General features: G+C 69.4%; 18 protein-coding genes. 6 read left to right on the plus strand and 12 right to left on the minus strand.

Annotated features, from left to right (window positions below; all coding sequences use genetic code 11):
- Positions 1-2 precede the first annotated feature (2 nt).
- The 3 genes from OPU66_RS05290 to lptF are packed head-to-tail and all read right to left on the minus strand — an operon-like array spanning position 3 to position 3,831.
- Entirely contained in the window at positions 3-1,535 is a 1,533-nt protein-coding gene (locus tag OPU66_RS05290; RefSeq protein ID WP_498552595.1) for a lipopolysaccharide biosynthesis protein, read from the minus strand.
- Complete coding sequence (gene lptG, locus OPU66_RS05295; RefSeq protein ID WP_498552565.1) at positions 1,532-2,623, minus strand: LPS export ABC transporter permease LptG; 1,092 nt, start codon at positions 2,621-2,623, stop codon at positions 1,532-1,534. Before lptG ends, OPU66_RS05290 begins: the two co-directional genes overlap by 4 nt.
- Complete coding sequence (gene lptF, locus OPU66_RS05300) at positions 2,623-3,831, minus strand: LPS export ABC transporter permease LptF (RefSeq protein WP_498552567.1); 1,209 nt, start codon at positions 3,829-3,831, stop codon at positions 2,623-2,625. Before lptF ends, lptG begins: the two co-directional genes overlap by 1 nt.
- A gap of 144 nt (positions 3,832-3,975) precedes the next feature.
- On the opposite strand from lptF, the gene OPU66_RS05305 reads away from it, so the two are divergent.
- From OPU66_RS05305 to OPU66_RS05315, 3 genes are read left to right on the plus strand one after another with little or no spacing between them, the layout of a single operon-like run.
- Positions 3,976-4,482 carry a DUF2141 domain-containing protein gene (locus OPU66_RS05305; protein WP_498552568.1) on the plus strand — a complete coding sequence of 169 codons (507 nt, stop codon included), beginning with the start codon at positions 3,976-3,978 and terminating at the stop codon, positions 4,480-4,482.
- On the plus strand, positions 4,479-5,444 hold the full coding sequence (locus OPU66_RS05310) for a diacylglycerol/lipid kinase family protein (protein WP_498552569.1): 966 nt from the start codon (positions 4,479-4,481) through the stop codon (positions 5,442-5,444). Before OPU66_RS05305 ends, OPU66_RS05310 begins: the two co-directional genes overlap by 4 nt.
- Before the next feature lie 14 nt (positions 5,445-5,458).
- On the plus strand, positions 5,459-6,334 hold the full coding sequence (locus OPU66_RS05315; RefSeq protein ID WP_498552570.1) for a hypothetical protein: 876 nt from the start codon (positions 5,459-5,461) through the stop codon (positions 6,332-6,334).
- Between the two features lie 43 nt (positions 6,335-6,377).
- Here OPU66_RS05315 and OPU66_RS05320 read toward each other — a convergent pair whose 3' ends face one another.
- The 7 genes from OPU66_RS05320 to OPU66_RS05350 all read right to left on the minus strand — a co-directional run bounded on the left by OPU66_RS05320 (position 6,378) and on the right by OPU66_RS05350 (position 13,819).
- Positions 6,378-8,399, minus strand: a complete 2,022-nt coding sequence (locus OPU66_RS05320) for an ATP-binding protein (RefSeq protein WP_498552571.1) — start codon at positions 8,397-8,399, stop codon at positions 6,378-6,380.
- Between the two features lie 57 nt (positions 8,400-8,456).
- Positions 8,457-9,701 (minus strand): serine palmitoyltransferase, encoded by a 1,245-nt coding sequence (gene spt, locus OPU66_RS05325; protein WP_498552572.1) that lies wholly within the window; start codon positions 9,699-9,701, stop codon positions 8,457-8,459.
- Complete coding sequence (locus OPU66_RS05330; protein ID WP_498552573.1) at positions 9,694-9,948, minus strand: acyl carrier protein; 255 nt, start codon at positions 9,946-9,948, stop codon at positions 9,694-9,696. The genes spt and OPU66_RS05330 overlap by 8 nt, the downstream gene beginning before the upstream one ends.
- Before the next feature lie 78 nt (positions 9,949-10,026).
- Positions 10,027-10,953, minus strand: a complete 927-nt coding sequence (locus tag OPU66_RS05335; protein ID WP_498552574.1) for an NAD-dependent epimerase/dehydratase family protein — start codon at positions 10,951-10,953, stop codon at positions 10,027-10,029.
- 4 nt (positions 10,954-10,957) lie between these two features.
- Positions 10,958-12,064: a glutamate 5-kinase gene (proB, locus tag OPU66_RS05340; protein WP_498552576.1), complete on the minus strand. Its 1,107-nt coding sequence runs from the start codon at positions 12,062-12,064 to the stop codon at positions 10,958-10,960.
- 13 nt (positions 12,065-12,077) lie between these two features.
- On the minus strand, positions 12,078-13,157 hold the full coding sequence (gene obgE, locus OPU66_RS05345; RefSeq protein WP_498552577.1) for a GTPase ObgE: 1,080 nt from the start codon (positions 13,155-13,157) through the stop codon (positions 12,078-12,080).
- A 68-nt stretch (positions 13,158-13,225) separates the two neighbouring features.
- Positions 13,226-13,819, minus strand: coding sequence for a TetR/AcrR family transcriptional regulator (locus OPU66_RS05350; RefSeq protein WP_498552578.1), 594 nt, complete (start codon positions 13,817-13,819; stop codon positions 13,226-13,228).
- Positions 13,820-13,971: 152 nt separating this feature from the next.
- Between OPU66_RS05350 and OPU66_RS05355 the strand changes: the two genes are divergently transcribed.
- The gene (locus OPU66_RS05355) at positions 13,972-14,823 is read left to right on the plus strand and encodes a metal-dependent hydrolase (protein WP_498552579.1); all 852 of its coding nucleotides are present in this window, start codon (positions 13,972-13,974) and stop codon (positions 14,821-14,823) included.
- A gap of 114 nt (positions 14,824-14,937) precedes the next feature.
- On the opposite strand, the gene OPU66_RS05360 is transcribed toward OPU66_RS05355, so the two are convergent.
- Together OPU66_RS05360 and OPU66_RS05365 are read right to left on the minus strand one after the other, a co-directional pair.
- Positions 14,938-15,168, minus strand: a complete 231-nt coding sequence (locus OPU66_RS05360) for a hypothetical protein (protein ID WP_498552580.1) — start codon at positions 15,166-15,168, stop codon at positions 14,938-14,940.
- A 223-nt stretch (positions 15,169-15,391) separates the two neighbouring features.
- The gene (locus OPU66_RS05365) at positions 15,392-15,628 is read right to left on the minus strand and encodes a hypothetical protein (protein ID WP_498552581.1); all 237 of its coding nucleotides are present in this window, start codon (positions 15,626-15,628) and stop codon (positions 15,392-15,394) included.
- Positions 15,629-15,945: 317 nt separating this feature from the next.
- Here OPU66_RS05365 and OPU66_RS05370 point away from each other — a divergent pair, with 317 nt between their 5' ends.
- Both OPU66_RS05370 and glyS read left to right on the plus strand, forming a co-directional pair.
- The gene (locus tag OPU66_RS05370; RefSeq protein ID WP_498552583.1) at positions 15,946-16,818 is read left to right on the plus strand and encodes a glycine--tRNA ligase subunit alpha; all 873 of its coding nucleotides are present in this window, start codon (positions 15,946-15,948) and stop codon (positions 16,816-16,818) included.
- Entirely contained in the window at positions 16,815-18,818 is a 2,004-nt protein-coding gene (gene glyS / locus OPU66_RS05375; RefSeq protein ID WP_498552584.1) for a glycine--tRNA ligase subunit beta, read from the plus strand. The genes OPU66_RS05370 and glyS overlap by 4 nt, the downstream gene beginning before the upstream one ends.
- Positions 18,819-18,833: the final 15 nt, after the last annotated feature.

Consider the following 18,833-nt stretch of genomic DNA (forward strand, 5'->3'; position numbering starts at 1 on the left):
GTTCAGGCGAGGCGCAGGCGGCGCGCGCCCTTGCCCAGCCCGGCCCGGTCCGCCGCCGGCAGGGCAAGGCGCAGCGTCAGCCACAAGACCGGCCAGAACAGCAGCATCAGGCCGATGGCGCGCGGTGCTGCACCCAGTGGCGCGAGCGCGCTGCCCAGCGCCCAGAGCAGGCCCGATGCCGCGACCGCGACGCCCAGCGCCCGCCCGGCCGCGCCATCGAACGCCGCCAGCCCGTCGCTCAGCCGCAGCTCGACCGTCGCTGCCCAGGCGATCAGCACTGTCCCCGCGCTCACCGCCCAGGCCATGCCGGTGGCCCCCGTTGCCGGCACCAGCCACCAGCCGATCACCGCCCAGAGCATGAGGCCGGCAAGGCTGTTGACGAGCGGCAGCAGCCGGTGGCCGGTCATTTCGACAATCGGCGTCGCCGGGCCGACCAGCGCCTCGCCCGCGCGGCCGAGCACCAGGATCATGACCAGCGGTAGCGCCGCCATCGCCTCGGGCGCGAACAGGCTCAGAATATCGGCGGCGATCAGCATCAGCAGCGCGGCCAGCGGCACGACCAGCACGATCGAGAGCCGGGTCGCAAAGCCGTAAATCTCGCTGATCCCCGCCCGGTCCTGCGCGGCCTGCGCTGTCGCAAGCGGGGCCAGCACATAGTGGAACGCCTGACGGACGATCAGCGGGATCGACGCGATCTTGCGCGCAATGCCGAACAGCCCGGCCGCCACCGCCCCCTGCGCGCCGGGCAGGGCGAGGTTGAGCAGGATCGCCGGCAGATCGTTGAACAGCCGCCGGCTGACCGCGCTTGGCAGCAGCGCGATCCCGCTGCCGAGCAGATTGGCGGCAAGGCCCGGCGTGCCGCGCGCCGACAGCAGCCGCGCGGGATCATAATAGCGCGCCAGCAGCCGCGCCGACAGCAATGCGGTGAGCGCGAGGCTACCCAGATGCGCGACCAGCAGCCCCAGACTGTCCAGCCCGAGCGCGAACAGCAGCACGGCCAGCGCCAGCCGCGCCACCTGTTCCCAGAAGATGCGCAGGCGGATTTCCGGCCCGAAGGCGCGGCGCGCGCGCGCGGCCGAAGTCGCGACCTCGACAAAGGTCCATAGCGGCAGCGCCCAGGCGAACAGCGCGATGGCGAGCGGCAGCTGCGCGCGGTCGGCCGGGGCGGCGGACACCAGCGCGGCCAGCGGTTCGGCGGCCAGCGTCGCCAGCGCCGCGATCAGCAGCGCCGGGCCGACCGACACGATCAGCGCCAACCGCACCGCGGCATGGGCATCCTCCTCGTCCGCCGCCGGCACCACGCGTTGCAGCGCCTGCGTCATCGACAGGTCGATGATGTTCTCGACAATGTTCACCGCCGCCCACAGCACCGTGTAGACGCCGTAGGTCGCGACCCCGAACAGCCAGGTGTAGGCAGGCTGGGCGACGACTTCGATCAGCGCGCCCAGCCGCGCCAGCGCCGCCAGCCCGGCCCCGCGCGCCACGTCCTGCCGGGTGACGGCCGGTGGCGCACCGGTCCGGGAGGCGTCGGTCACTCCTCGGTCCTGATCAGCACCGCTTCGCCGATGAGCAGGAACAGGAAAAACGGCGCCCAGGCGGCGAGCAAAGGCGGATAGGCCCCGAGATTGCCCATCGCGAGCGCGAAATTATCGGCGACGAAATAGGCAAAGCCGAGCGCCATGCCGATCACCGCGCGCAGGAACAGCCGCCCCGACCGCGCCAGCCCGAAGCCCGCGACCGCGCCCAGCAGCGGCATCAGCACCGCCGACAGCGGCCCCGACAGCTTGTGCCACAGCGATGCGCGCAGCGACTGGGTGGGGCGGCCGGCGGCTTCCAGATCGGCAATCGCCTGCGACAGCTGGGTGAAGGACAGGCCATCGGGGTTGACGCTCGCCAGCGTGAACCGGTCCGGGCTGACGCCGGCTGCTGCGCTGACCGTGCCGAGCAGCGTCACCGATCCGGTCGCGACATCAAAGCGCCGCGCCTCTTCGAGCTGCCAGGCCCCGCCCTCGAACCGCGCGCGCCGCGCGGTCAGGATCGCGCTGAGATTGCCGTCGCGCCGGTCGTAGATCGCCACATCTTCCAGCCGGGTCGCCGGCCCGCGCCCGGTGGCATGGCCGGCGCGGATCAGATCCTCACCGTCGCGCACCCAGACATTGCTCAGCACCCCCGCGCCGCTGGGCATCGGGCCGTAATCGACCTTTTCCCATGCCGACAGCGTCGCCGTCGCGCGCGCGACCACGCGTTCGTTGAACAGGAAAGACAGCGCCGCCACCAGCATCCCCGTCACCACCAGCGGCGCGAGGATCTGGTGCGCCGACAGGCCGGAGGATTTGAGCGCGATCACCTCGCTGTTCTGGTTGAGCGTCGCCAGCGTGATCAGCGTGCCGAGCAGCACCGAGAATTTGAGGAAGGTCGAGATGATCTGCGGCGCGCGCAGGCTGACATAGGTCCACAGCTGCGCCTGACCATTGCCCGGATAGGCAAGCACATCGCCGCTCTTGCCGAGCAGATCGAGCGTCATCAGGATCAGCACCAGCCCCGCCAGCACCGAAAAGGTGCGGGTGAGGAACATCACCGCCATATAGACGGACACGGTGCGCGAGGGGAAAAAGGCCGGCATCAGGCCACCGCCTTTCGCCGCCGCGCGCCGGCAAAGCCGAACCAGCGCCGGATCGCCGTGCTCGCCTTGGCGAACAGCCGTTCGAGCGCGCCGATCGGCTGCCCGCCCGGCACATGCGCGAGCTGCCAATAGAGCCAGCCGATCAGCGCGGCGAACAGCAGGAACGGCGTCCACAGCGCGATCAGCGGATCGAACCGGCCAAGCGCGCCCATGTCCTGCGCATATTCGTTGATCTTGTGATAGGTGACGACCATCACGATCGACAGAAACACCCCCAGTCCCGAGGTCGAGCGCTTGGGCGGCACCGCCAGCGCGACCGCGAGCAGCGGCAGCAGCATCATCATCGCCACTTCGACGATGCGGAAATGGAAGCTCGCCCGGCTTTCGTTGCGCACCGCGAGCGGCTGACGCGGGTCTGCGCCCATCCGCACCAGTTCGGGGATGGTCAGTTCGCGGTCCTTGCCGCCGCGCCGCCGGAACGCCTCGATCCGGGGCAGGTCGATCGGCAGATCGTGCGAGGTGAAGGTCAGCACGCGCGGCGCGCGAAAGCCCGGCTCGTCATGCACAAGCGTGCCGTTGGACAGGCGGAAGATGATCGTGTCGGGATCGTCGGTCGCCAGAAATGCGCCGTGCTCTGCCGTCACCGCGATGCTGCGCCCGCGCTTGCTGTCGGCGCGCACGAAAATGCCCGACAGTTCGCGCCCCTGCTGCGCGCTCTGCTCGATCCGCACGGTGATGTCCTTGCCCAGCCGGGCAAACTCCCCGACCTTGATCGACGCGCCGAGCGCGCCCGAGCGCAGTTCGAACTGCAACCCTTCATAGGCATAGCGCGCATAGGGCTGGATGAAGCCGACGATCGCCAGGTTGAGCGCGGCGAGCGCCAGCGCGTAGAGATAGGGCACGCGCAGCAGCCGGCCATAGCTGAGGCCGAGCGCGCGCAGCGCATCGAGTTCGGAGGACGTGGCAAGCTTGCGGAACGCCAGCAGGATGCCGAGCATCAGCCCGATCGGGATGCCGAGCGACAGATATTCGGGCAGCAGATTGGCGAGCATCCGCCACACCACGCTGACCGGGCCGCCCTGTTCGGCGACAAAGTCGAACAGCCTCAGCATCTTGTCGAGCACGAGCAGCATCGCGGCGATGACCAGCGTGCTGATCAGCGGCAGGGCGATCAGCCGGGCGATATAGCGGTCGAGTGACGACAGCATGTTGGCAGGATCACCCGCTGTTTCCGAATTTCAGTCGTGCCATGACCATGTTTTGGCCGCAAACCCTGCCCATCTTCGCGCTTGAACATGGCGGGGAATGCGCCCGGCGCGCGCCTGCCTATAGCGAGCATGTGCAGGACGGTCATGACAAAAGTTTGGGCGGTCGGACTGGGGATGGCGGCGTTTCTCGCCAGCACGCCCGCGCCCGCCATGGCCGGGGTCCTGGGGGGCGATGCGGGGGCGTGCGCGCGCGGCGACACGGCGTTTCTGGTCCGCGTCGACGGGTTCAAGACGCGCACCGGCATTTTGCGCGTCCAGATCTATGGCGACAATCCGGCCGATTTCCTGGCCAAGGGGCGCAAGCTGCGCCGCATCGACCTGCCGGTGACCGAGCATGGCCGGATGGATGTCTGCATCGCGCTGCCGGCTACGGGCAGCTATGCGGTCGCGGTGCGCCATGATGTCGACGGCAATGGCAAGTCGGGCTGGAGCGATGGCGGCGGATTTTCGCGCAATCCCGGCCTGTCGCTGCTGCGGCTGAAGCCGGAGTTTCGCGACGTGGTGGTGCGCGCCGGCCCCGGCGTCAGCCCGATCGACGTGCGGCTGCAATATCGGCGCGGCCTTGCCATCGGCCCGGTGGCGGCGGGATGAGCCGGGTCGCGCTCCTCTCCAACCCGCGCTCGACGGGCAATCGCGCGCTGCTGCCGCGCGTGCGCGATTATTGCGCGACCCATCCCGATGTCTTTCATTACGAGGTCGAGCATGTCAGCCAGATTGCGGCGGCGATGTGCACGATCGCGCGCATCCGGCCCAAGGTGCTGGTCATCAATGGCGGCGACGGCACCGTGCAGGCGGCGCTGACCGAACTGCATGGCGGGCGGCATTTCGGCGACACGCCGCCGCCGGTCGCGGTGCTGCCCAATGGCAAGACCAACCTGATCGCGCTTGATCTGGGTGCGCAGGGCGATCCGCTGCACGCGCTCGAACGGGTGGTCGAACTCGCCAAGGCCGATCTTGCGCCGCACATCGTCGAGCGCGAGCTGATCGCGCTGACCAGCGGCGCCAATGAGACGCGCCCGGTGCTCGGCATGTTCCTGGGCGGCGCGGGGCTGGCGGATTCGATCCTCTATTGCCGGCACAAGCTCTATCCGCTCGGCCTGCCCAATGGCCTGTGCCATTTCCTGACCGCGCTGGCGGTGCTGTTCGCGTCGCTGTCGGGCATCCGCGCGGCGTTCCTGCCGCCGCGGCCCGCGCCGGTGCGCATCTCTTTGGTCCGCGACGGCCAGCTGTCGGGCCGGTTCAGCCTGTTGATCGTGACCACGCTTGAAAAGCTGCTGCTCGGCGGGCGCACCCAGCCGGGGCAGGGCCGGATGAAGCTGATGGCCGTCGACCAGAGCCCCTGGGCGCTGCTGCGCATGATCCGCGAGACTTTGCTCGGTCGGTTCGGCCGCCAGCGCGTCGCGGGCGTGCATATGGAACAGGGCGATGTGATCCGGATCGAGGGCGAACGCTCGAACGTCATCCTCGATGGCGAGCTGTTCCTTGCCGACCGCGACCATCCGATCGTGCTGCGCACGACTCCGCCGGTGCCGTTCCTGAAGCTCGCCGCCTGAGCGGGCGCGCGCCGATGCTGTCCCGTCCCGCCGATGCCGGTGCGCCGCCGCTTCACGCGCTGATCGCGGCGGAGCTGGACATGCCGGTCGATCCGCGCATCGCCGCGCTCGCCGCCCGGATCGCCGCCCGCCATCCGGGCGCGGTGGCGATGATTTTTTACGGCTCCTGCCTCCGTTCGGGGACGCTTGAGGGCCAGATGCTCGATTTCTACCTGATCGTGCGCGATTATCGCACCGCCTATCTGGCGCGCTGGCTGGCGGCGGCCAACCGGCTGGTGCCGCCCAATGTGTTTCCGTTCGCCGAAGACGGGCTTGCGGCCAAATATGCGGTGCTGTCGCTCGCCGATCTCGATGGCCAGACCGGGCCGGGCGCGGCGAGCGTGTCGGTCTGGGCGCGCTTTGCCCAGCCGGTCCGCCTCGTCTGGGCCGAGGACGATGGCGCGCGCGCGGCGGTGACCGGCGCGGTGGCGCAGGCCGCGGCGACGATGTGGACGCTCGCCCCGCCGCATCCCGATCCGCTGGAGCGGTGGCGCGCCGGCTTCACCCTGACCTATGGTGCCGAACTGCGCGCCGAGCGCGGCGACCGGCCGGGATCGATCGTCGACTGGGATCCGGCGCGCTATCTGCGGCTGGCCGCTTTGCTCGGCCATCTGCCCGATGCCCATTCCGACCGCCGCTGGGCCGGGCTGAGGCGGCGCGGCAAGGCGCTGACGCTGTTGCGGCTCGCCAAGGCCAGCCTGACCTTTGCCGGCGGGATCGATTATCTGGCGTGGAAGATCAACCGCCATGCCGGGGCGGGGATCGAGATCCGGCCATGGCACAGGCGCTGGCCGCTGCTCGCCGCTTTGGTGCTGCTGCCCCGCCTGCTCCGCGCGGGGGCGGTGCGCTAAAGCATTTTCAAGCCGGGTTAGTCCGCCTCGCGCGCCACCTGCGTCACGCCACAGAGCCAAGGGCCGCCGCGTCTGCCGCCGCGGTCCGGCCCGCCTGTCCCGGTCCGCCGCGCGCCAGCGCCCGGCCGACCGCGCGGTCGAGCGCGCCGATGGTGAAGGGTTTGCGCAGCACCTCATGCCCGGCAAAGGCGTCATTGCCGCCGGCATCGCCAGCATAGCCGGTGACGAACAGCACCGCGACCTCAGGGTGGCGCGGGTGCAGCCGCGCGATCAGTTCCGGCCCGGTCAGGCGCGGCATCACGACATCGCTGATCACCAGCCGGATATCGGGATGATCGGCCATCAGCGCCTCGGCCTGTTCGGGGTCGGGGCAGGGGACCGGATCATGGCCGAGTTCGGTCAACGCCTCGGTGGTCGCGGCGAGCACGCGCGGATCATCCTCGACCACAAGGATGCGGGCGGGCGGTGTCGGCGCGTCAGTTGCCGCGCGCTCCGGCTCGGCGGGGGCGGGTGCGGCAATGGCGGCGGCATGGTGGCGCGGCAGCAGCAGCGTGACTGTGGTGCCCCGGCCGGGGGCGGAGTCGATCAGCACCTCGCCGCCCGACTGGCCGACAAAGCCGAACACCTGGCTGAGGCCAAGCCCGGTGCCCTTGCCGACCGGTTTGGTGGTGAAGAACGGCTCGAACACCCGCTCCAGCACGGCAGCGTCCATCCCGCAGCCGGTGTCCGACACGGTGATCGCGACAAGGTCCCCGGCGGGCAGCGTCCCGGCCTCGCCCGCCTGAAGGCGGCGCTGTGCCGTGGCGATGGTGACCGTGCCTTCGCCGTCCATCGCGTCGCGCGCATTGACCGCAAGGTTGAGCAGCGCATTTTCCAGCTGCTGCCGGTCGACCCAGACCAGCCAGTCGCCGCCGTCAAAGCCGGTCTCGACGCGGATGCGTTCGCCAAGCGTGCGGTCGAGCAGTTCGGTCATGCCGGCGATCAGCGCATCGGCGGAAATCGCCTCGGGCAGCAGCGGTTCGGCGCGCGCAAAGGCGAGCAGCCGGCGGGTGAGCGCGGCGGCGCGGCGTGCCCCGTCCATCGCATTGTCGATATGGCGCAGCGCATCCTGTGGCCGGTCGGCGGCGCGGCGGCGCGCCAGCTCCAGCCCGCCCAGTACCACGGCGAGCATATTGTTGAAATCATGCGCGATGCCGCCGGTCAGCTGGCCGACCGCGTCCATTTTCTGCACCTGACGCAGCTGCGCCTCGGCCGCCTCGCGCTCGGCCGCCTCGGCGCGCAGTGCGGCATTGGCGTCGCGCAGCTCGGCGGTGCGCGCGGCGACCGCCGCTTCCAGCTCGTCGGCCCGCCGCGCTTCGTCCTCCGCCTCGCGCCGGGCGAGGCGACGCTGTGTCATTTCCTGGATCGCGGCATAGGCGAGGATGATCGCCCCCATCACCACCACCGCGCCGAACAGCGACAGGATGCGCGCCAGCCGGTTCGACCGTTCGACCGAGCGCGCGGCCGCGCCGCTGCGCTTGATCAGCAGGTCGCGCTCGGCGGTGATGATCGCCTCCATCGTGTCGGCGAGTTCGGTGACGCTTTTCGACTGGCCGGCCTGGAAATAGCGGCCAAGCGCGTTCCAGCCCTGATTGTAATTGGTGCGCAGCGCGACCTCGGCCAGCTGTTCGCCGCGCAGCGCGTAGATCGTCTGCAACCGGTCGACCAGCCGCAGCTGGGCCGGATTGTCGCCGACGATGCGCCGCAGCCGGGTCAACAGCGTCCCCGCCCGCCGCCACTGGTCGAAATAATAGCGCCCGGTCTGCGCGTCGCCGCTGACCACATAGCGGCCAAGCGCGGCTTCGGACCGGGTCATCGTCGCTTCCAGCGTGCGGGCGAGGTTCATCACCTCGAAACTGTGGCGCTGGGCCTTAAGGGCGGCGTCGCGTTCGGCATTGGAGGCGGACACCATGCCGATCAGCACGATCAGGGCGAGCGCGGCGACGAGCGCAAATCCCGCCACCAGCCCGCGGCGCAGGCCGGTCGGGTCGCGGTCGCCGTCCTGCGGCAGCGGGGGATCAGCCATGGCCACGCCCGCGCAGCAAAGCGCGGATGCGCCGACAAGTCCAGCCGGTTCGGCGCGTCAGGCGATGGCACCCACCGCGCGGCCGGCGGCGGCGAACATGCCGAGCACCCGGTCCAGCTGTTCGCGGCTGTGCTCGGCGCACAGCGAGCAGCGCAGCAGGAACATGCCCGCCGGGGTCGCCGGCGGCCGCGCCATGTTCACATAGACGCCCTGTTCGAGCAGCGCCTGCCACATGCCGACCGCTTCTTCCTGGCTGGGCAGAATGACGGCGATGATCGCGGATTCGGGCGTTTCGGTGCCAAGCTTGAACCCCAGCGCCTTCAGCCCGCCATGCAGATGCCGGGCATTGTCCCACAGCCGCTGCCGCTTGTCGTGCGCGTGCATCAGCTTGGTGATCGAGGCCGCCGCCGTCGCCACCACCGAGGGGGGCAGCGAGGCGGTGAAGATATAGGGGCGGCAGGCCAGCCGCACCGCCTCGAACTTCGGATGGTTGGACACGCAGAAGCCGCCGACCGTGCCGACCGACTTGGAAAATGTGCCGACGATGAAGTCGACATCGGCGTCCAGCCCCTGGTCTTCATAGACGCCGCGGCCATGCGCGCCGAAAAAGCCCATCGAATGCGCTTCGTCGACCAGCACCATCGCGCCATGCTTCTTGGCGACGGCGACCATTTCCTTGAGCGGCGCGATGTCGCCCAGCATCGAGTAGACGCCTTCAAGGACGACGAGCTTGCCCGGCTCGGCCGGCAGGCGGCCAAGCCGTTTGTCCAGATCCTCGACCGAGTTGTGGCGGAAGCGGACGATTTCCGCATTGCCCATCGAACAGCCGTCATAGATCGACGCATGGCTGTCGGCATCGAGGATGATGTAATCGCCCTTGCCGGCGAGCGTCGAGATGATGCCGAGATTGGCCTGATAGCCGGTCGAGAACACAATCGCCCCGGTCATGCCGTAGAAATCGCGCAGCGCCTGTTCGGCGGCCATATGGTCGCGGAACGTGCCGTTCAGCATCCGGCTGCCATTGGTCCCCGATCCGAACTGGTCGAGCGCAGCCTTGCCGGCGGCGATGACGTCGGGATCGAACGTCATGCCCATATAGTTGTAGGTGCCGAGCAGGATCGTCTCGCGCCCCTTGATCACCGCCTGGGTGGGCGAGCGGACCTCGTCCATCACGATGGCGAACGGATCGGTGACGCCCGAATCGAGCAGCGCCTTGCGCTCGGCGATCAGGCCGTCAAACTTCGACATCAGGTCGCGCGCGGGGGCCTGCGCCCCGGCGATCATCGCATCGGCCTCAGCCATTGCCGCCATCCTTCAGCTTGGCGACCGCATCGACCAGCTGGCCGAGGGTTTCGATTTCCGCCTGCATATTCATCGTGATGATGATGTCGAACTCGTCCTCGATCGCGGCGACGAAATCCATCACCGTCAGGCTGTCCCATTCAAGGTCGCCGGCAAAGGTGATGCCTTCGGCCAGGGCGACGCCCTTTTTGTTGAACGGCTCGATCAGGCGGGTGACGGTGTCGAGGATCTGCTGACGGTCGGACATGGTGCGTTCCTAGGGTGTTTGGTCGCCGCTTGCCAAGCGATTGCGGCTGAAGGGTGGCAGCGATGCGGCGCGGCGGCGCTACAGCCAGCCCGACGCGCGATAGGCGATGGCGGTCGCCTTCAGCCCGGCATGGGTGACGATGTGCGGCCGCCACAGTTCGGCCGGGGGGCGGCGGTCGGCGGCGGCCACCCAGTCGGGATGGCAGAAATAGCCGACCCGGTCGGGGGTGAGCTTGGCCTTGCGTCCGCGCACCAGCCGGTCGATCCGCGCCCCGGCCGCCAGGATCGGGCGCGGCAGGCTGAGCGTGCGCACGCGCCGCCGCCCGACCGCGATGCCGATCGCCTCGGCAAACTCGCGGTGGCTCCAGCCCGGCTCGCGGCCATCATCGGGCTCGTAAATCTGGGCGAGGCTGTCGTCCGCGCCGACGAGTGTCAGCAGCAGCCGGCTGAGATCGCTGACCTCGATCACCGAAATCCGCCCGGCCGGCGGCAGCAGCACCAGCCCGCGCCGCGCCCAGCGGAACAGCTCGAGCGTTTCGCGGTCGCCGGGGCCATAGACGGCGGGCGGGCGCACCACCGTCCAGTCCAGCCCCGATGCGCCGACCACCTGCTCGGACCGCGCCTTGGACCAGCCATAGTCCGACAGGTCGGGGGCGCGCGCGGCAAGCGAGCTGACATGGATGAAGCGGCGCACCCCGGCGGCGCGTGCGGCCTCGACCATGTTGAGCGTGCCGGCGACATTGGCCTCGGCAAAGGCGTCGCGCGACGGTGCGTTGATCGCCCCGGCGACATGGATGACGGCATCGGCCCCCTCGACCAGCCGGGCGAGGCTGTCGGGCTGGTCGAGCGCGCCGTCGATCCAGCGGATGCGGCCATGGCTGGCCTGAGGGCGGCGGGTGAGCGCACGCACGACATGGCCGCGCATCACCGCATGGCGGACGAGCGTTGCGCCGACAAAGCCGGTCCCGCCGGTGATGGCGAGGGTGGGAAGCGGGGTCTTGGTCATGGGTTCAGACGATCAGCACCAGATGGTCGCGGTGGACAAGCGCCGCGCGCGGGGCATGGCCCAGCCGTCCAGCCTGCTCGTCCGACCGCAGCCCGAGGATGCGCAGCGCATCGGCCGCATCATATTCGCTGAGGCCACGCGCAATCGCGCGTCCGTCATGCACGATGTCGACCACATCGCCGCGCCGGAACGCACCTTCGGCCGCAACCGCGCCGGGCGCGAGCAGGCTGCCGCCGGCCCGAAGCGCCGCCGCAGCGCCGGCATCGATGGTGATCCGCCCGGCAACCGTCAAGCGCCCGGCCAGCCATGCCTTGCGCGCGCCGGCGCCGCTTTCGGCCTCGAACAGCGTGCCAAGCCCGGTCCGCCGCCAGTGCGCGAGCGGATGGTCGCGCTGGCCCGAGGCGATGGCGAGGGGGATGCCGGCGGCGGCGGCGATGCGCGCGGCCGCCAGCTTGGCGCGCATCCCGCCGCTGCCCATGCCCGATCCGCTGCCGCTGCCGGCCATCGCCAGCACATCGTCATCGACCCGCGCCACCCGCGCGACCAAAGTCGCGCCGGGGGTGGCGGGCGGCCGGTCATACAGCCCGTCGACATCGGACAGCAGCAGCACCAGCCCGGCCTGCGCCGCCTGGCCGATCCGCGCCGCCAGCCGGTCATTGTCGCCGAAGCGAATCTCGGCGGTCGCCACGCTGTCATTCTCGTTGATCACCGGCACGACGCCGAGCGCGAGCAGCCGGCCGAGCGTTGCACTGGCGTTCAGATAGCGCCTGCGATCCTCCAGATCGTCGAGCGTGACCAGCATCTGCGCGGCGGTGATGCCGTGCAGCCCGAGCAGCTCCGCCCACAGCGCGGACAGCAGCACTTGGCCCGTCGCGGCCGCCGCCTGCGCATCCTCAAGGCTCGCCCGGCCGCCCTTGGGCAGGCCCAGCCGCCGCGCACCGAGCGCGATCGCGCCCGATGACACGACCACCACCTCACGCCCTTCCGCGCGTTCGGCGGCGATGTCCGCGACCAATGTCGCCAGCCAGTCGCGCCGCAGCGCGCCGTCGGGCGCGACCAGCAGCGACGAGCCTACCTTGACGATTAGCCGGTGGGAGGCGGGGGCGGCCATGACCGGGCCGGGGTCAGAGTGGCGACCAGGGGCGGTCCCCGTCCGCCGCAGAACCGTCCGTGGCAGGATCCGCCGCGCCACTGGTCGATGCCGCGCCGGTTTCGGGGAGCGGCCCCAGCGCCTCGACCAGCCGGTCGAGCACCGCTTCCAGCCCCTGGCCGGTCGCGCCCGACAGCGGCAGGACAAGCGCATTGCTCGCCGCGCGCAGCTCGTCACCGATGGCGGTGGTCAGTTCCTCGTCGAGCAGATCGCATTTGTTGAGCGCGATCACCTCGGGCTTGTCCTCCAGCCCCGCGCCATAGCGCGCCAGCTCGGTCCGCACCGTTTCCCACGCCTCGACCGGATCCTCGCCATGCGCGTCGACCAGATGCAGCAGCACCCGGCAGCGCTCGATATGGCCGAGGAAGCGGTCGCCGATCCCGGCCCCTTCGCCCATGCCCTCGACCAGCCCGGGAATGTCGGCGAGCACGAACTCGCGCCCCTTGTGGCTGACCACGCCCAGCTGCGGGCGCAGCGTGGTGAAGGCATAATCGCCGACCTTGGCCTTGGCGTTGGTGACGAGGTTGATGAAGGTCGATTTGCCGGCATTGGGCATGCCGACCAGCCCGACATCGGCGAGCAGCTTGAGCCGCAGCCACACCCACATTTCCTCGCCGGGAAAGCCCTTGCCATGCTGGCGCGGCGCGCGGTTGGTGGAGCTTTTGAACGCGGCATTGCCCTTGCCGCCATCGCCGCCGCGCAGCAGCACGAGGCGCTGGCCGGGGGCGGTGAAATCGGCAAGGACATGTTCCTTGTCGTCGCTCAGCACCTGGGTGCCGACCGGCACCCTGATCACCAGATCGTCGCCGCCCGCGCCGGTGCGGTTGGAGCCCGAGCCGCCATTGCCGCGCTGCGCCCGGAAATGCTGGGTGTAGCGGAAATCGATGAGCGTATTCAGCCCGGCAATGGCTTCGAACACGATGTCGCCGCCCTTGCCGCCGTCGCCGCCATCGGGACCGCCATATTCGATGAATTTTTCGCGCCGGAAGCTCACCGCGCCCGCGCCGCCATGGCCGGAGCGGATGAAAATCTTGGCCTGATCGAGGAAATGCATCCGCGCGCCATAGGACGGTTCGGCGCAAATCGCCAGTTGGGCGGCCCGATTTCCCCCGAACGGGCGGTTCAGCCCGGCTGGCCGCCGCCCCGGTTGGCCAGCGCCGCGCCCAGCTGGGCGGCGGCAATGTCGCGCGCCGCCCCGCGCGGCAGGCCGAGCGCGGCCGCCATCGGCCCGCCGAGCAGCGCATCGCCAAGCGCGACCAGCACCAGATTGAGCGTGTCGCGGCGCATCTCTCCGTCATGCGCGCCGTCGCCCAGCCGGTCCATCAGCCGGTGGATCGCGGTCAGGATCGGGTCGAGCGCATCGTCATTGCCCGACAGGATCATCCAGCTGGCGAGCGCGCCGCCACCCTTCTCGAACGCCTCGAACGTCAGGTCGACAATGTCGCGCGGCCCGCCCTGTCCGGCCCGCGCCTTGGCGACCGCTGCACCGATTTCGGCGGTGATCTGTTCGGCCATCGTTTCGGCAAGCGCCTTTTGCAGCCCGGCGGCCGAGCCGAAATGGTGGAGCAGATTGGCATGGGTGCGGCCCATGCGCGCGGCGACGGCCTTGAGCGTCACCGCCTGCGGCCCGGCTTCGACCAGCAGGTCGCGCGCGGCGTCGAGCGCGGCGCTGCGGCTGGCTTCGGGGGTCAGGCGTTTGCGGGCGGCGGCGGGCATTGCAGAGCATCGGTGGCGGTCATCGGTTTGCGGCATAACCGCGCCGGGCGACGAAGGCGAGGGGCGGGCTGGCGGACGCGCTATTGACACAAATGTCAGCGAGAGCCATGTTCTGCGCCGAACAGCGCGATTCCCGTCCGGAGAGCAGTGCCATGCGTGACGACAAGACCCCCGCCGATCTGGCCATCACCCCGCGCGACCGCCGCTTCGGGCGTGGCAGCCGGCAGGACCGCTGGTGGATGAACGGCGATCCGGTCGCGACCGCGTTTCACAATGCGCTGTCGGTGACGTTTCCGCGCGGCGAGGCGTTTTTCATCGAATCGGTGAAGGCGTTTCGCGACGGCGTGCCCGCCAAGCTCGACCGCGAGATCCGCGCCTTTGTCCAGCAGGAGGTGATGCACAGCCGCGAACATGTCGCGTTCAACCGCCGCGTCGTCGATGCCGGTTATGATGTCAGCCATCTCGAACAGGTGGTGGTCGAATCGCTGGAACTGACCAGGAACCGGCCACAGATCCTCAACCTCGCCGTCACCATGGCGCTTGAGCATTATACCGCGATGATGGCGCAGATGATGCTGAAGGATACCGATTACTGGCGCGGCGTCGACCGCGAGACCGCGGACATGTGGAAATGGCACGCCATCGAGGAGATCGAGCACAAGGGCGTCGCCTATGACACCTGGCTGCACGCGACGCGCGACTGGTCGCGCTGGAAGCGGTGGAAGGTCAAGACGATCATGATGCTGCTCGTCAGCCGCACCTTCTGGGTCAAGCGGATCGAAGGGACGCTGGAGCTGCTGGCGCAGGACGGCATCACCGGTGCACGCGCGAAATGGGGCGTGTTCGCCTATCTGCTCGGCCGGCCGGGCGTGGTCCGCCGGCTGATCCCGGCCTGGCTCGCTTTCTTCATGCCGGGCTTTCACCCGTGGAACCATGACGACCGCGCGCTGATCGCCAAGGCCGACAGCGCCTATCCGGATGCCCGCGCGCCGCTGCCGGCCTGACCGGTCCGGCGCGCCCCGCCGCCGCGCCTGCAAAAGAACGCGCCTGAAAACGAAAATGCCGGCACCGCTCAGGATGCCGGCATTTATCGTTGGTTGCCGATGAGGCGCCCGGCCTTAGCGGCTGGCAGGCTCATCATCGTCGGTCAGCACGATAACGCCGACCACCACGGCCGCGACTGCAAGCGCGATCAGGATCACCGACCCGCCAAGCACTTCATTGCCCTTGACTTCGGCGCCCGTGCGCGACGCATTGGCGACCGACAGCTTGGCGGCATTGCCCTGCGCGATCGCCGGTGCGGCGACCAGGCTCATGGCGGCAACCGCCGTCATCATCTTCTTCAACATCTAACGTCTCCCCATCCCGACGACCCCGGGGCCGTCGCGCCGTTTCTAGCGGATCGCCAATGCGTTGCAATGGCGCGGTTGCCGGCCGACTGATCCGGAATGGTCGCACCGCCAAGGCATTGCCGGCAGCCATGCCCGCTCCGCAAAGGCCGGCCCCAAAAGAAAATGCCGGCCGTCCCTGCGGACGGCCGGCACATTCCGAAGTTCCGACGTCAGACGCGGATTACGCGCTGACGGGATCGTCTTCGCTGTCGGCAAGCAGGAACACGCCGGCCAGAACCACCGCGAACACCGCGATCCCGATCAGGGCGGTGCCGCCAAGGGCTTCGTTGCCCTCAACGGTCGCGCCGGTGCGCGCCGCACCCGCAACCGAAAGCTTCGAGGCGCTCGCCTGCGCCATGGCCGGCGCGGCGACCAGGCTGGCAGCCGCGATCGCGGCCGTCAAACCACGCTTGAACATTATCTATCTCCCTGCACCGCAGTTGTTGAGCGGCGGACCCAAACTCCCGCCTGTTACTTTCTTTAGACGATGGATCGCGCCGCGCAATGGCTTGGCAGCGCCGATGATGGCGGTTTCGGGCGCCTTGTGGTCGAAATGTGACAGTCGGGGGCTGGCGTGCGACCAGTTGTGCGCTGCAGCAGCCTCGCTGGGACGCATCAGGCATCGGAAAGCCGTCCGCCGCGGGTTGCGCCGTCGCGGCATGGGCGCGGCCGCGTGCCCCGCCGTGCAGTTGCGCCCTTGATTCCGGGTCGGCCTTTGGGCAGGGGCTGTGCGCTTTGACCGATACACGCCCCCCCAGTTTTCAGGACCTGATCCTGACGCTGCACCGCTATTGGAGCGAGCGCGGCTGCCTTATCCTGCAACCCTATGACATGGAAATGGGCGCAGGCACGTTCCACACCGCAACGACGCTGCGCGCGCTCGGGCCGGAGCCGTGGAACGCCGCCTTTGTCCAGCCGTGCCGCCGGCCGACCGATGGCCGCTATGGCGAAAACCCCAACCGGTTGCAGCATTATTACCAGTATCAGGTGATCCTGAAGCCCAGCCCGCCCGATCTGCAGGAGCTGTATCTGGGCTCGCTCGCGGCGATCGGGCTCGACCTGTCGCAGCACGACATCCGCTTTGTCGAGGATGACTGGGAATCGCCCACGCTCGGCGCATGGGGGCTGGGCTGGGAAGTGTGGTGCGACGGGATGGAAGTCACCCAGTTCACCTATTTCCAGCAAATGGGCGGGTTCGACTGCAAGCCGGTGGCGGGCGAGCTGACCTATGGGCTGGAACGGCTGGCGACCTATATCCAGGGCGTCGACAGCGTCTATCAGCTCGATTTCAACGGGCGCGGCGTCACCTATGGCGATGTGTTCCTTGAAAACGAACGCCAGATGAGCGCGTGGAACTTCGAAGTCGCCAACACGGAGGCGCTGTTCGACCTGTTCCGCAAGGCGGCGGCGGAGTGCGAGGCGTGTCTGGCGCGCGGGCTGCCCATTCCCGCCTATGAACAGGCGATCAAGGCCAGCCATGTGTTCAACCTGCTCAATGCGCGCGGCGTGATCTCGGTCGCCGAGCGGCAGGCCTATATCGGCCGGGTGCGCGATCTGGCGAAGGGCGCGTGCGCGGCATGGATGACGCATAACGGGTGGGCGGCATGACCGATCTGCTGATCGAGCTGCGCTCGGAGGAAATCCCCGCCCGGATGCAGGCGCGCGCCCGCGCCGATCTGGTGGCGCTGCTGACCGGGGAACTGGCCCGCGCCGGCATCACGGCGGCGACGATGACCGCTTATTCGACGCCGCGACGGCTGGCGGTGATTGCCACCGGCCTGCCCGAGGCGACCGACGCCGTCACCGAGGAGGTGAAAGGCCCGCGCACCAGCGCCCCCGATCAGGCGCTGGACGGGTTTCTGCGCAAGACCGGCCTGACCCGCGACCAGCTGACCGAACGCGACGGCGTGTGGTTTGCGGTGACCAGCCGGCCCGGCCGCCGCACCGCCGATGTGGTGGCGGAGGCGATCCCGGCGATCATCCGCGCTTTCCCCTGGCCCAAATCGATGCGCTGGGGGCAGGCGTCGCTGTCGACCGAAAGCCTGCGCTGGGTGCGCCCGCTGCAGGGCATCGTCGCGCTGCTGGGCGATGAGGTGATCGACTGCACCGTCGATGGCGTGACCAGCGGGCGCGAGACCGCCGGCCACCGGTTCATGCATCAGGGGACGGTCCGCATCGCCAATGCCGCCGGCTATGCCGATGCGCTGCGCGCGGCGCATGTGATCGTCGATCAGGACGAGCGCGCGGCGATCATCCGCGACGGCGCGGCCGCGCTCGCCAGCGCGGCGGGGCTGAGCGTGATCGCCGATGACGGGCTGGTCACCGAAAATGCCGGGCTGACCGAATGGCCGGTGCCGCTGCTCGGCAGGTTCGATCCGGGCTTTCTCGACGTGCCGGCAGAGGTGATCCAGCTGACCGCGCGGGTGAACCAGAAATATTTCGTCTGCCAGAGCGCGGACGGGACGCTCGCCCCCGCCTTTGTCTGCGTCGCCAACATCGCCGCGCCCGATGGCGGTGCGCGGATCGTCGCCGGCAACCAGAAGGTGCTGGCGGCGCGGCTGAGCGATGCGCGCTTCTTCTACGACACCGATCTGAAGGTGCCGCTCGCCGATCAGGCGGGCAAGCTGGCGCAGATCGTGTTCCATGAAAAGCTGGGCACCGTCGCCGACAAGGTCGAGCGGGTGGCGCGGCTGGCGCGCTGGCTGGTCGAGCAGGGCATCGTCACGGGGGCCGATCCCGACCATGCCGAGCGCGCGGCGCGGCTGGCGAAGGCCGATCTCGTCACCGGCATGGTGGGCGAATTCCCCGAGCTGCAAGGGCTGATGGGCGGCTATTACGCCAAGGCGCAGGGCGAGCCGGAACCGGTCTGGGAGGCGGTGCGCGATCATTACAAGCCGGCCGGGCAGGGCGATGCCGTGCCGACCGCGGCGGTGACGGTCGCGGTGTCGCTCGCCGACAAGCTGGACAGCATCACCCGCTTCTTCGCCATCGATCTCAAGCCCAGCGGGTCGAAGGATCCGTTCGCGCTGCGGCGTTCGGCGCTTGGCGTCATTGCGCTGATCCTCGACAACCGGCTGCGGTTTCCGCTTGCCGGCAGCGTGTCGGCCGATGTGCTCGACTTCTTCGCCGACCGGCTGAAGGTGCAGCAGCGCGAGGCAGGCGTCCGGCACGATCTGATCGATGCGGTGTTCGCGCTGGGCGGCGAGGATGATCTGGTCCGGCTGCTCGCGCGCGTCCATGCGCTGCAGGCGTTCATCGGCACCGAGGACGGGGCAAACCTGCTCGCCGGCTATAAGCGCGCGGCCAATATCCTGAAGAAGGAGAGCTTTGCCGCCGGCGCGGTCAATCCCGCGCCCGAACCGGCCGAGGCAGCGCTTGCCGCCGCCCTCGATGTCGCCGGGCCGGCGGCCGAAGCGGCGATCGCGGCCGAGGATTTCGGCGCGGCGATGGCGGCGCTTGCCAGCCTGCGCGGGCCGATCGATGCCTTTTTCGATCAGGTGACGGTGAACGACGCCGATCCGGTGAAGCGCGCGGCGCGGCTCGGCCTGCTCGCGCGGATGCGCGATGCCGTGCACCGGGTTGCCGATTTCGCAAAGATTGAGGGGTAAGACCGCACAGACGGT

It is taken from the genome of Sphingomonas sp. URJC2 (genome assembly GCF_059803575.1).

Excerpts from the sequence above, each read along its gene's own strand:
- lptG (WP_498552565.1), bottom strand. The coding sequence starts at position 2,623 with ATGCCGGCCTTTTTCCCCTCGCGCACCGTGTCCGTCTATATGGCGGTG.
- lptF (WP_498552567.1), bottom strand. The coding sequence starts at position 3,831 with ATGCTGTCGTCACTCGACCGCTATATCGCCCGGCTGATCGCCCTGCCG.
- OPU66_RS05305 (WP_498552568.1), top strand. The coding sequence starts at position 3,976 with ATGACAAAAGTTTGGGCGGTCGGACTGGGGATGGCGGCGTTTCTCGCC.
- OPU66_RS05310 (WP_498552569.1), top strand. The coding sequence starts at position 4,479 with ATGAGCCGGGTCGCGCTCCTCTCCAACCCGCGCTCGACGGGCAATCGC.
- OPU66_RS05315 (WP_498552570.1), top strand. The coding sequence starts at position 5,459 with ATGCTGTCCCGTCCCGCCGATGCCGGTGCGCCGCCGCTTCACGCGCTG.
- OPU66_RS05320 (WP_498552571.1), bottom strand. The coding sequence starts at position 8,399 with ATGGCTGATCCCCCGCTGCCGCAGGACGGCGACCGCGACCCGACCGGC.
- spt (WP_498552572.1), bottom strand. The coding sequence starts at position 9,701 with ATGGCTGAGGCCGATGCGATGATCGCCGGGGCGCAGGCCCCCGCGCGC.
- OPU66_RS05330 (WP_498552573.1), bottom strand. The coding sequence starts at position 9,948 with ATGTCCGACCGTCAGCAGATCCTCGACACCGTCACCCGCCTGATCGAG.
- OPU66_RS05335 (WP_498552574.1), bottom strand. The coding sequence starts at position 10,953 with ATGACCAAGACCCCGCTTCCCACCCTCGCCATCACCGGCGGGACCGGC.
- proB (WP_498552576.1), bottom strand. The coding sequence starts at position 12,064 with ATGGCCGCCCCCGCCTCCCACCGGCTAATCGTCAAGGTAGGCTCGTCG.
- obgE (WP_498552577.1), bottom strand. The coding sequence starts at position 13,157 with ATGCATTTCCTCGATCAGGCCAAGATTTTCATCCGCTCCGGCCATGGC.
- OPU66_RS05350 (WP_498552578.1), bottom strand. The coding sequence starts at position 13,819 with ATGCCCGCCGCCGCCCGCAAACGCCTGACCCCCGAAGCCAGCCGCAGC.
- OPU66_RS05355 (WP_498552579.1), top strand. The coding sequence starts at position 13,972 with ATGCGTGACGACAAGACCCCCGCCGATCTGGCCATCACCCCGCGCGAC.
- OPU66_RS05360 (WP_498552580.1), bottom strand. The coding sequence starts at position 15,168 with ATGTTGAAGAAGATGATGACGGCGGTTGCCGCCATGAGCCTGGTCGCC.
- OPU66_RS05365 (WP_498552581.1), bottom strand. The coding sequence starts at position 15,628 with ATGTTCAAGCGTGGTTTGACGGCCGCGATCGCGGCTGCCAGCCTGGTC.
- glyS (WP_498552584.1), top strand. The coding sequence starts at position 16,815 with ATGACCGATCTGCTGATCGAGCTGCGCTCGGAGGAAATCCCCGCCCGG.